Origin of the sequence: Paenibacillus macerans (assembly GCF_900454495.1) — a bacterium.
Lineage (GTDB): Bacteria > Bacillota > Bacilli > Paenibacillales > Paenibacillaceae > Fontibacillus > Fontibacillus macerans.
The window spans coordinates 1,695,256-1,707,337 of sequence record NZ_UGSI01000002.1; the positions used below are offsets into that span (position 1 = coordinate 1,695,256).

Below are 12,082 nucleotides of genomic sequence, written 5' to 3' on the forward strand. Positions count from 1 at the left end.
AACCATGGAACAATTCCATGGTTATTTGTTTTGTTATCGCCGACTTCATAAATAATTCATAAAAAACTCACGGAAATGAACGAGTTATGGACGTCCTCTGTGATATAATTAACATAGTTTGTTTACGGTTGGTGATTGAACATCAAAAAGAAGGCAGGTGAACTTGCAATGCACATTGTCGTAGTCGGGTTAAACTATCGCACGGCGCCTGTGGAAGTCAGAGAACGCTTCTCCTTCGCGGAGAAAGACATGCCGCAAGCGCTGCAGGAGCTCTTACGCACCAAAAGTGTATTGGAAGGCGTTATTATCGCGACCTGCAATCGGACGGAAATTTATGTGGTGGTCGATCGACTGCACATGTGCGGGTATTTTATCCGCAGCTTTATGGAACGCTGGTTTGGGGTTCCGCGCGAAGAATTTACCCGCCATTTATATATGTATGAGGATGAACAAGCCGTACGCCATCTGTTCCGGGTCGCCTGCGGCCTGGATTCGATGGTGCTGGGCGAAACGCAGATCCTTGGCCAGGTTAAAAGCGCGTTTTTGCTGTCGCAGCGCGAGAAGGGGACGGGGACCTGGTTCAACATGCTGTTTAAGCAAGCCGTGACGCTCGGGAAACGCGCCCATTCGGAAACCGCCATCGGCGAAAGCGCCGTTTCCATCAGCTATGCGGCGGTGGAGCTGGGCAAACGGATCTTCGGCAGCTTTAGCGGCAAGCGGGTGCTGATCCTCGGCGCCGGCAAGATGAGCGAGCTCACCGCGAAGCACTTAAGCGGGGGCGGAGCGGACGAAGTTATCGTCGCCAACCGGACCTATGCCCGCGCCCAGGAGCTCGCCGCCAAGTTTGACGGCACGCCGTGCACGATGCAGGAAGCGATGGAGCGGCTGGCGGACGTGGATATTCTGATTAGCTCCACCGGAGCGGAAGGATACGTGATCACGTCGGCGCAGGTCGCGCGCAGCATGAAGCGGCGCCCGGACCGTCCTCTCTTTATGATCGATATCGCGGTGCCGCGGGATATCGAGCCGGAGATCGGCGAGCTTGAGAACGTGTTTTTGTATGATATCGACGATCTGGAGGGTATCGTGGAGAACAACTTGGAGATGCGCCGGGCCGAAGCGGTGAAAATCGATAAGATGATCGAAGAGGAAATGCAGGTGTTTGCGAACTGGCTGCAAACGCTTGGCGTCAAACCGGTGATCCGCGCCCTGCAGGAAAAGGCCGCCCATATTCATGAAAGCACGCTGGACAGTATGTTTAATAAGCTGCCTGAGCTGGATGAACGCCAGCGCAAGGTGATCCGGCGGCTGACCAAAAGCATCCTGAACCAGATGATGCATGATCCGATCAACCGGATCAAGGAAATGGCCGGCGGGAAACAGGGGGCCGAAGCGTTGGAGATGTTTACGCAGATCTTTGCGCTTGAGAAGCATCTGGAAGCGGGCGCGGCCGCGCCGTCGGGAGAGGAAAGCGCCGCCTCCCTTGAAAACGAAGATGTCGGGCCGACCGAAGCGCCTATTGTGCGCGAAGCCGAACTTCCTTTGGCGAAGGTGCCGGTTTAACATTTGCATAAGGGAGAGAAACGGCCCTCGGGAATGCCCTGAGCCCTCTGCTTGGTTTTTCGAATTGCATGGCTGGAATTCGAAAAGAAGCGGGGGGCGCGGGGCTTTTTCTTGTGCGGAGAAGCTCGGTTTTTAGGCTGGCAATGGCAAAATACGGCAGGGTAGGGTATGCTATTAACGTGATGAACCAAATGTCCGGGAGTGGATAAAACGATGCCCCATTATATGCCCGTTATGTTGAATTTGGAAGGCCGCCGCTGTGTGATCGTCGGCGGGGGTACTGTCGCCGCACGCAAAGCGGCCGCTTTGACGGAGGCCGGCGCGGTCGTTACGGTGATTAGCCCCGGCGTGACGGCCTGGCTTCAGGACCGCGTTCGGGAAGGGGAGATCGCCTGGTTGGCGCGCGAGTACCGGGAAGGGGACCTGAAAGGGGCGTTTCTCGTGTTTGCGGCTACCGATTCCCGGCAGGTGAACGATAGTATCGTGAAGGAGGCGGAAATGCTCGGGATTCCGGTAAACGATACCGCCGACGGAGCGCGGGGAAGTTTTATCACCCCCAGCGTCGTCCGCCGCGGCAAGCTGGTGATCGGGGTGTCCACTTCGGGAGCGGGACCTGCGGCGGCCAGGGAATTATGCCGCGAGATCGACCGGCGTTTTGGCGATACATATGAACAATATGTCGAATTTCTAAGCTTGGTCCGGACTCGGGTCAAGCAGCAGGTTGAAGATAAAGAGCGGCGCAAACGGCTACTGGCCAGGCTGGGTGAGCTGGATATTTTGCCGTCGATCCGGCAAGGCGGCTTCACGCCGTGGAGCGAAGCGGAGATCGCGGCCTGGATCGAAGAAGAACAACGGAGGAATAGCGGATGACGAAGCGTACGATTGTGGTAGGGACAAGACAAAGCCAGCTGGCATTAACGCAAACGGAACAGGTGATCGGCGATTTGAAGGAACTGTGCCGGGCGCATGGACTTCCGTTTGAGTTTGAGATCAAAAAAATCGTCACCAAAGGCGACCGCATCCTGGATGTGACCCTGTCGAAAATCGGCGGCAAGGGGTTGTTCGTCAAGGAGATCGAACAGGCGATGCTGGACGGGGAAATCGATATGGCGGTTCACAGCATGAAAGATATGCCGTCCGTGCTCCCGGAAGGATTGATCAACGGGGGAGTGCCGCTGCGGAAGGACCCGCGGGACGCGCTTATCTCCCGCAGCGGTCTTCACTTGCACGAGCTGCCGCAAGGCGCGCGCGTCGGCACGAGCAGCTTGCGCCGCTCCAGCCAACTGCTGGCCTACCGCCCGGATCTCGTGCTCGAGCCGGTCCGGGGAAATATCGATTCCCGCCTGCGCAAGCTTGAAGAGGAGGGGTTCGACGCGATTATTTTGGCGGCGGCGGGCCTGCAGCGGATGGGCTGGGAGAATCGGGTCACGGCTTACCTGTCCGCTGACGTTTGTTTGCCGGCGGTCGGCCAGGGCGCGCTTGGGATCGAATGCCGGGAAAACGATGCCGAGCTGCGGGAGCTGTTATCCTTGTACAACGACCCGGACACCGCGCTTACCGTGGCGGCGGAGCGCCGTTTTCTCGCCGTGCTGAACGGCGGCTGCCAGGTGCCGATCGGCGCTTACGCGAATTTGGAGCGGGCGGGCGGACAAGCGCCGGAAGAAGGCGGCGCGGGCGGCGGCGAGCCAGGCTCCGGCCGCGCTCCGCGGATCAGGCTGACCGGCATGGTCGGCTCGGCGGACGGCCGGGTTATTTTGAAGGAGAGTGCCGTAGGGGAAGATCCGGTGGCCTTGGGCGAGCGAATTGCCGGGCTGCTGCTGGCCCAAGGGGCGGACGCGTTACTTAAGGAAGCCGAGGAGTGAATGGACATGACGGGGAGAGTATATTTGGTCGGCGCCGGCCCGGGGGATGCGCGGTTGATTACGCTAAAGGGGCTGGATTGCATCGAAAAGGGAGATGTTATCGTATATGACCGCCTGGCCAATCCAAGCCTTTTGAGAAAAGCGAAGCCGGGAGCCGAGAAAATTTACGTTGGCAAGCGGACCGACCGGCATACGATGAAACAGGAGGATATTAGCCGGCTGTTGGTCGATTTGGCGCTTGCGGGGAAAACCGTGGTGCGTTTGAAGGGCGGGGACCCTACCGTTTTCGGGCGGGGGGGCGAGGAGGCCGAACTGCTGCGCAAGCACGGGATTCCTTATGAAATCGTACCGGGCATCACCGCGGCGATATCCGTTCCGGCTTATGCCGGCATCCCGGTTACCCACCGCGATTTGGCCTCCTCCGTATCGATCATCGCCGGCCATGAAAGCCCGGATAAGCTGGACTTGTCCATCAACTGGGAAAAGGTGACGAACGCGACGGGCACGCTCGTGTTTATGATGGGCGTGGCGAATATCGGCTATATCAGCAAGCAGCTGATCGCCCACGGCCGGCCCCCGGAGACGCCGGTGGCGCTGGTGCGCTGGGGAACCCGGGCGGAGCAGGAGACGCTGACCGGGACGCTGGCCGACATCGAGCAAAAGGTGCTTGACGCCGGCTTTAAGCCGCCGGCGGTCACTGTCGTCGGCGAGGTGGTGAATCAGCGCGAGCAGCTCTTGTGGGCGGAGGCCATGCCTTTGTTCGGCAAGCGGATATTAGTGACGCGCTCCCGCTCCCAGGCGAGCGATCTCGTCCGCGGCATCGAGGAGTTGGGCGGCGAGCCGTACGAGTTCCCGGTCATCCAGATTTCGATGCCGAGCGGCGCGGCGCTGGAACGGACGGACGAGGCGCTAAGCCGCCTGGAGACGTACGACTGGGCGTTTTTCACCAGCGTCAACGGCGTCGACTATTTCTTCAAGCACCTGGAGAGACTGGGAAAAGACATTCGCGCGCTGTATAAGGCGCGCATTGCGGCCGTAGGGCCGGCCACGCTGGCGGCGCTGCGCGAGCGCGGCATCGCTGCCGAGGAGTTGCCGGGCCGGTTTCAAGCCGAAGGCCTGTTGGAAGCGTACGGCCCGGAGCTTGTGCCCGGCCAAAGCGTACTGCTGCCGCGCGGGGATCTTGCCCGGGCGTGGCTGCCGGAGGCGCTGCGCGATCAAGGGCTGGCCGTCACCGAGGCGGTCATGTATGAGACGGTTCCGGCCGGCGAAAAGGATGAAGAGCTCATCAAGCTGCTGGAGAAGGGCCGGATCCATGCCGTGACCTTCACCAGCTCCTCGACGGTGACCCATCTTTTGGCCGCGCTGTCGGGCATGGGCGTAGCCGATCCGGTGGCGGCGCTGCGGGGCGCGGAAATCGCCTGCATCGGGCCGGTCACCGCGCGCACGGCGGAGGAAGCGGGGCTGCGCGTGTCGATCCTGGCCAAGGAGGCGACGATCCCCAGCCTGATCGAGGCCCTTTGCGATTGGAAAGAGCGGGGCGCCTCGGTCTAGCGGCCGGCACGAAGCGATCGGTCGGTTATGATGGCGGAGGATCGGGGAACATGTGGTAATCGTCAGTAAGGTGGATGATCAAGAAGCGTGCGGTTAACGGTTAGTAGACGATTCTGGAAATAACGTTAGCATGATGGCAAGTGAAGACTTGAGAAAACGGCAAAATTAGTCTATTAAAGATCTCGGGTGACAGCATAGAGGAAAAAAAGGGCGCTATTTCAGCGATATCCTCCATGTTGCGTGATATAGAGGAATTTTATGGCGCTATTTTCACGATTTAGTAGCGAAAGGCCGCCTTTCGACCTGCTCATCGAAGAATAAGACCCAAAAGTTCCCCTATGGTGATGAATAGGCTTAAATTCGGAATATAAGACCCTAAAGTTCCTCTATTTTATGGGGACGATACTGAGCACAAGTCTAATATAGAACGAAGTGATTCATGGCCCCTGTCCGTAGATAAGCCATATTATTTCCGGATCATTCTACTAGTAAGGTGGATGATCAGGGAGCGTACCGGTAATCGGCCAGTAAGGTGAATGATCAGGGAGCATGTGAAAACAGCCAGTCCAGCCAGTCTGGTGATTGATCGGGCCGTATGCGCTCGATGGCTGGTGCGGTGGCAGATCGGACCTAAAAGTTCAGGTTTTCGAGCCAGAACTGGGCCTGCCGGAAATCTAACGGTTGTGAGCGACGTTATTTGCCTTAATCTGGGCCAAAATAGCCGGTTTTAAGTGAAATAAGCACTGTGGCAACCGTTAGAGTTTGAAATCAACGTTTCTGGAACAAATAGCGTTTGTGGCAACCGTTAGAATCGTTTTGTGGAGCGCTCCAGTTCTTAAGATTCCGCAGAAAAACGGCGCTCCGGTCCGGGCTAGGTTCAAAGACCGGCCGATTCTTTTGTTCAAATCCAGCTTTTAATGCACTGACGGGATAGGCTCCCATTTTAATACAGGAGGTTAATGCGATGAACTACCCATTTGTAAGACATCGCCGTTTGCGGCAATCGGCCGCCATTCGCGGAATGGTGCGCGAGACGGTGCTGACGGTGGACGACTTTATTCAGCCGATTTTTGTGACGTACGGCAGCGGCGTGAAAAACGAGATTCCTTCTATGCCCGGTGTGTTTCATTTTTCGCTGGATACGCTGGAGGAGGAAGTAAAGGAAATCGTCGACCTGGGCATTCCGGCGGTGCTGCTGTTCGGCATTCCGGAAACGAAGGACGCCGTGGGCACATCCGCATTTGTCGATAACGGCATCGTGCAGGAGGCTACGCGGGTGATCAAAAAACGTTACCCCGATCTGCTCGTCGTCGCCGATACCTGCCTTTGCGAATTTACCGATCACGGCCACTGCGGAATGGTGCACACTTATGAACGGGATGGGCATGTATGCGGGGACGTGTTGAATGACGAGTCGCTGGAGCTGCTCGTGAAGACGGCGGTTTCGCAGGCGAAGGCGGGCGCGGACATCATCGCTCCGTCCAACATGATGGACGGCTTCGTGCAGGCGATCCGCACGGGGCTCGATGAAGCGGGCTTCACCCATGTGCCGATCATGTCGTATTCCGTCAAATACGCTTCGGCTTTTTACGGGCCGTTCCGGGAAGCGGCCGATTCCGCGCCGCAGTTCGGCGACCGCAAAACGTATCAAATGGATCCGGCCAATGCGCGGGAAGCGCTGCGCGAGGCGGAATCAGACGTGCTGGAAGGTGCGGATATGCTGATGGTCAAACCGGCGCTGGCGTTTATGGACGTTTTGCGCATGCTGCGGGACGAGTTTGATCTGCCGCTGGTGGCCTACAACGTCAGCGGCGAATATTCGATGGTGAAAGCGGCCGCGCAAAAAGGCTGGATCGACGAACGCGCGATCGTCACGGAAATGCTGCTTGGGATGAAACGCGCCGGCGCGGACATCATTATCACTTATTTTGCCAAAGACATGGCGCGGTGGCTGCGCGAGAAACGTTAACCGGATGTTAATCAGGATGGTTGTTGGTTAGGAAGATAAGATCCATAGGAGGGGATTCGGCATGAATCACACGATCGGACGGCGGGGCGAAGAGCGTTCCCGGCAGGCTTTTGAAGAGGCGAAAAAGGTGCTGCCCGGCGGCGTAAACAGCCCTGTGCGGGCGTTTAAATCGGTCGGCTTGACGCCGATGTACATCGACCGCGGGATCGGCTCCCGCGTGTACGATATCGACGGAAACAGCTTTATCGACTATGTGGGCTCCTGGGGCCCGCTGATTATGGGGCACGCACACCCGGAGGTCGTTAAAGCGCTGCAGGAGACGGCGGCGAAAGGGACGAGCTTTGGGGCGCCTACGCTGCTGGAAACGGAGATGGCGAGACTGGTCGCGGAACGCGTGCCTTCGATCGACGTCGTGCGCATGGTCAATTCGGGAACGGAAGCGACGATGAGCGCGATCCGGCTGGCTCGCGGCTATACCGGACGCAGCAAAATCATGAAGTTCGAAGGCTCCTATCACGGCCATGCCGACAGCCTGCTGATCAAGGCGGGCTCGGGCGTAGCCACGCTTGGCTTGCCGGACAGCCCCGGCGTGCCGGAAGGCGTTGCCGCGAACACGATTGCGGTGCCCTATAACGACCTGGCATCGGTGAAGCTGGCTTTCGAGCGTTTTGGCGAAGAAATCGCCGGGGTGATCGTGGAGCCGGTTGCCGGCAACATGGGCGTTGTACCGCCGCAGCCCGGCTTCCTGGAAGGACTGCGTAAAATCACGAGCCAGTACGGCAGCCTGCTGATTTTTGACGAGGTCATGACGGGTTTCCGCGTCCATATGAACTGCGCCCAAGGGCGTTTTGGCGTTACGCCGGATTTGACCTGCCTCGGCAAGGTGATCGGGGGCGGTCTGCCGGTCGGCGCCTACGGCGGCAAACGCGAATTCATGGAGCAAATCGCCCCGACGGGACCGATTTATCAGGCCGGCACGCTGAGCGGCAACCCGCTGGCGATGGCCGCCGGCTACACGACGCTGTCGCTGCTGACGCCGGAGGTGTACGAGCGGCTGGAGCGGCTTTCCGCCAAGCTGGCGGACGGATTCGAGCGAAACGCCAAGGAGCGCGGCATTCCGTGCACGATCAATCGCGTGGGCTCGATGGTGTGCCCGTTTTTCACGGACCGGCAAGTGGTGAACTATGAAACGGCGAGAAGCAGCGACCTCGATCTGTTCCGCCGTTATTTCGCCGCGCTGGTGGAGGAAGGGATCAATGTGGCGCCTTCGCAGTTCGAAGGCATGTTCGTATCCGGCGTGCATACCGACGAGGATATCGAGCTGACGATCGAAGCGCACCGCCGCGCGCTGCAAAAGCTGTGAACGCGCGGATTTCCGCCGTGCGCCGGGGCGAGTGGCTGGAGCTGATGCCTGGCAAGCTGGTGCCAGCCGAGGGGCAGGACCGGCTTACCGCCGCCCTCGCCTGGCTTGAGGGGAGCTACGGCGCTCCCCCCAAGCTGCTGCGGCGGCTGCAGGCCGAAGGCGGCGTCAAGCTGGCCGGGGATCGGCTGCGCTTGCGGGTATTTCCGCCAAGAGAGTCCGGATTCGCTCCGCTAGAAGCGGAAGCTGAGCAGCTTGCGGTTTTGTACGAGGACGATTTTAGCCTCGTCGTACATAAGCCGGCCGGGGTCAAGGTCCATCCGGACGGCAGCGGAACTGGCGCGGCTGCGAAGCCGGGGGCCCCGCGAGCCACATTAGCCAATATGGTCGCCGCGCTGTACGCTGGCCGCGGAGAAGCGGTGGCGGCCGCGCATATCCACCGCCTGGACGATTTCACGTCCGGGCCGGTGCTGTTCGCCAAAAACGAATACGCCCAGCTCAAACTGGACGAGGCGATGAGCCGCAAGGTGATCGGGCGGACGTATATCGCTTTCGTCCACGGCATCGTCAGCCCCGAGCTACAGGTGATCGATCAGCCGATCGGCCGGGACCGCCACCACAATCAGCGGCGCCGGGTTTCCCCAACCGGCAAGCCGGCGCTGACCCGGGTGGAACTCGTCGAGGTGTATCCGGCTCATGGCGCCAGTCTGGTCCGGCTTACGCTGGAGACGGGACGAACGCATCAAATCCGCGTTCACCTGAGCGCCGCAGGCCATCCGCTTATCGGCGACGCGCTTTATGGAGGAAGCACGGCACGGTTGCCGAACCAGGCGCTGCACGGGGAACGCCTGGCGTTTCCCGATCCGCTCACGGGAGAGACCGTGGAAGTTGAAGATCCCTGGCCCGACGGGCTGCAAAAGCTGCGTGCGAAGCTTCGCTAGCCGCAGCTTTTTTTATTGACGAGCAAAAGCATTTGATTTAAACTTACTGAGTAATCATTAAGCGAAATGAAGTGGTGAAACGAATGGAAAAACTCAATTTACGGCAGCAAAAAGGTCTGGAAACGAAAAACAGATTAATTGATTCCGCTTTAAAAGTTTTTTCCGCAAAAGGCTTCGATGCAAGCACGACGAAGGATATAGCCAAGGAAGCGGGAACTACGGACGGGTTGATTTATCACTATTTCAAATCGAAGGAAGAGCTGCTGTGGGCTGTCGTCGACAAACATTCGCTGATACCGTCCCTAAGAGACACCGCCGCTCAGGCGGATTCCGATGTGCCGCTCGAATCGCTGCTGACGAAATACTTCGGACAACTCCTGCACAGGCTGAATGAGAAGACCGACCTGATCGTAATGTTCTTCGGAGAGGCGCAGCGCAAACCGCAAATCCGGGAATATCTTGTCAGCCTGATTGAAGAGGGGCTCAAACCGCTGTATTTTCTGTTAAAAGACCGTACCGCCATGGATGAAGAAGAACTGCGTTTGGCGGTAAGAAACATCCAAACGGCCATGGTCATGTATTTCCTGCTGTATGACCGGTTTACCCGGAACGCAGAGACAAGAGAAATTTATATTCGTACGACGGTCCAGCAGTTTTTAAAGATCTTGGGTTAATTTTTTTTAATTATATTATTGAGTGAGTACTTAGTAAGTAAAATGGAAAGGATGAGCTTTTGTGAGTATTGTTGCATTGAATCATGTCGAAATGTCCTATCCCCGAAAAAATCGGGAGCGCTTCTACGCCCTGGAGCAGTTATCCATTGAAGTTAATCAGGGTGAAGTTTTCTGCTTGCTCGGTCCGAACGGTTCCGGCAAGACGACGACCATTAATCTCATCAATGGACTCTCCCGGCCGACCCGGGGGGACGTCCGAGTGTTTGGGCTCGATCCCGCGAAAGAGATGCGGACCGTCCGCCGCAAACTGTCCGTCGTCCCCCAGGAGACTGCACTGTACAATGATCTGACGGCCAAAGAAAATCTGCTGTTTCACGCTCAGTATTACGGGATCGAAAAACGGATGTGGACCTCGCAAATCGGCAAGCTGCTGGAATTGGTCGGCCTGAGCGAAAGGCAGAATGACCGTGTGGGAACGTATTCGGGGGGAATGCAGCGGCGGCTCGCGTTAGCCCGGGCCCTTCTGACCTCGCCCGATCTGATTTTGCTTGATGAGCCCACCTTAGGCGTTGACGTTCAGTCGCGGAACTCGATATGGACCCGCATCCGGGAGTTGACCGGGGAAGGCAAAACCGTATTTTTGACTACAAATTACATGGAGGAAGCGGATTCGCTGGCTGACCGGATTGTTATTATCGATCGGGGAAGCGTCGTGGCTTCCGGTTCACCACAGCAGTTGAAAGAGAGGATCACCGATAATTCCATGGCATTGATTTTCGAACGGGAAAATGATGCCCGGACTACCTTTGTGCGGCTGGGCGGAAAATGCTCGGCGGTGCTCGAAGCGAATAAGGTGCTGGTCAACGTTGCCGATAAAAAGACCGCTCTGCGCATGTTGAAATCGTTTGATGCCGAGAACGACGGGCTCATCAGCTTTGAGTGGAAGGAACCGACATTAAACGACGTCTTTCTGCATTTTACCGGACGCCAATTAAGGAACTGATCGGAGGGCAAAGCCATGTTGAAAGGAACCAAGGCGATCGTTTGGAAGGATCTCAAAATGACCTGGAGGAATCCTTCGTTAATGGTACTTAGCATTATCGTGCCCGTTGTATTCGTTTTTCTTTATTCGTTGATTACTCAAGTGTCCGCTACCAATCCCGTCGTGATCGCCCGGGAATCGGAAGGGGAGTTCAGCGACCGGTTTGTGCGGATGTTGACGGACATGAGTTCGGTCGACGGACCCTACTTTATTGTCCAAACGACCGACCCGGACGAAGCTTTCCGGCGGTATGAAAACGGGGAAGCGGAAGCGCTGATCGAGATCCCGGCGGCTTTTGACCAAGATCTCAAGCAGCGAACCTCGGCTCCGGAAGTTAAACTCTATGTTCATAATATCAACTCGGACGCCACCAAAAACTTTCAAATCCGGTTGTCGCACGCCATCTATCTGTTTCAACAGGCAACGGCCCCGGAACATAACATCGAGATCGTCCAGCAATACGCGAAGTTTCCCCGGGACGTGTCGATGAAACTGTACATTTCCATCGGGCTGCTCATGTTCGCCGTATCGTATACATCCATGGTCAATACCGGAATGCTCATTGCGCGGGAATGGGAGGAAAGGACGAGCAAGGAAATCGTGCTTACTTCCATCGGCTTTCTTCCTTTTGTACTGGGAAAATGGATTACCGCCTTTTTGCAGACGCTCATCAGCGTCCTGTTCGTATTGGGGATTATGAGTGTTACGCTGTCTTTTCCGGTTACCCGAATGGCCCCCGTTTTGTGGTTTTGGATTGCCCTGTTGTTCCTGTTCGGCGGAGCGGTCGGCAGTATGCTCGGGGTGTGGCTGCGCAAGTCGATGCCGATCATCACTCTGTCCGCCGTGATTGGAATTTTTCTCTATTTGGTTTGCGGCAATGAATCCTCCATTCGCGGGTTCGCTTACGGCGGACCGGTCGAATGGTTGTGGCGATTATCGAGCCGGATTCCGGTTTCCGATGTGGTGGAAAATATGCGGAATACCTTTCTTGCATCTGCGGCAGCGTATGAGTTTAAGGGTTTGCTGTTCATGCTTGCGCTCACGGCGCTGTTCGTTTTCATGGCGGTGTTCCGGTTAAAGAGAAACTTGTCTTATTCTCAAGGACAGTAGGAGAGGCGGC

10 protein-coding genes are annotated in these 12,082 nt (G+C 57.2%); all 10 read left to right on the top strand.

The annotated features are described in order from the left end of the window. The first annotated feature begins 168 nt into the window (after window positions 1-168). The 10 genes from hemA to DYE26_RS30895 all read left to right on the top strand — a co-directional run bounded on the left by hemA (window position 169) and on the right by DYE26_RS30895 (window position 12,072). Complete coding sequence (gene hemA / locus DYE26_RS30850) at window positions 169-1,563, top strand: glutamyl-tRNA reductase (RefSeq protein ID WP_036620470.1); 1,395 nt, start codon at window positions 169-171, stop codon at window positions 1,561-1,563. Between the two features lie 213 nt (window positions 1,564-1,776). Next, window positions 1,777-2,433, top strand: a complete 657-nt coding sequence (locus DYE26_RS30855) for a precorrin-2 dehydrogenase/sirohydrochlorin ferrochelatase family protein (RefSeq protein WP_036620472.1) — start codon at window positions 1,777-1,779, stop codon at window positions 2,431-2,433. Next, window positions 2,430-3,425, top strand: a complete 996-nt coding sequence (gene hemC, locus DYE26_RS30860) for a hydroxymethylbilane synthase (protein ID WP_036620474.1) — start codon at window positions 2,430-2,432, stop codon at window positions 3,423-3,425. The genes DYE26_RS30855 and hemC overlap by 4 nt, the downstream gene beginning before the upstream one ends. Before the next feature lie 6 nt (window positions 3,426-3,431). Next, window positions 3,432-4,976, top strand: a complete 1,545-nt coding sequence (gene cobA, locus DYE26_RS30865; protein ID WP_036627693.1) for a uroporphyrinogen-III C-methyltransferase — start codon at window positions 3,432-3,434, stop codon at window positions 4,974-4,976. 964 nt (window positions 4,977-5,940) lie between these two features. Next, window positions 5,941-6,945 carry a porphobilinogen synthase gene (gene hemB, locus DYE26_RS30870; RefSeq protein ID WP_036620476.1) on the top strand — a complete coding sequence of 335 codons (1,005 nt, stop codon included), beginning with the start codon at window positions 5,941-5,943 and terminating at the stop codon, window positions 6,943-6,945. Window positions 6,946-7,006: 61 nt separating this feature from the next. After that, window positions 7,007-8,308: a glutamate-1-semialdehyde 2,1-aminomutase gene (hemL, locus tag DYE26_RS30875; RefSeq protein WP_036620477.1), complete on the top strand. Its 1,302-nt coding sequence runs from the start codon at window positions 7,007-7,009 to the stop codon at window positions 8,306-8,308. A 44-nt stretch (window positions 8,309-8,352) separates the two neighbouring features. Further along, window positions 8,353-9,246 carry an RluA family pseudouridine synthase gene (locus DYE26_RS30880; protein ID WP_172531744.1) on the top strand — a complete coding sequence of 298 codons (894 nt, stop codon included), beginning with the start codon at window positions 8,353-8,355 and terminating at the stop codon, window positions 9,244-9,246. Between the two features lie 83 nt (window positions 9,247-9,329). Continuing rightward, the gene (locus DYE26_RS30885; protein WP_036620480.1) at window positions 9,330-9,920 is read left to right on the top strand and encodes a TetR/AcrR family transcriptional regulator; all 591 of its coding nucleotides are present in this window, start codon (window positions 9,330-9,332) and stop codon (window positions 9,918-9,920) included. Window positions 9,921-9,981: 61 nt separating this feature from the next. Beyond that, on the top strand, window positions 9,982-10,923 hold the full coding sequence (locus tag DYE26_RS30890; RefSeq protein ID WP_115311360.1) for an ABC transporter ATP-binding protein: 942 nt from the start codon (window positions 9,982-9,984) through the stop codon (window positions 10,921-10,923). A 15-nt stretch (window positions 10,924-10,938) separates the two neighbouring features. After that, window positions 10,939-12,072: an ABC transporter permease gene (locus DYE26_RS30895; protein WP_036620482.1), complete on the top strand. Its 1,134-nt coding sequence runs from the start codon at window positions 10,939-10,941 to the stop codon at window positions 12,070-12,072. Window positions 12,073-12,082: the final 10 nt, after the last annotated feature.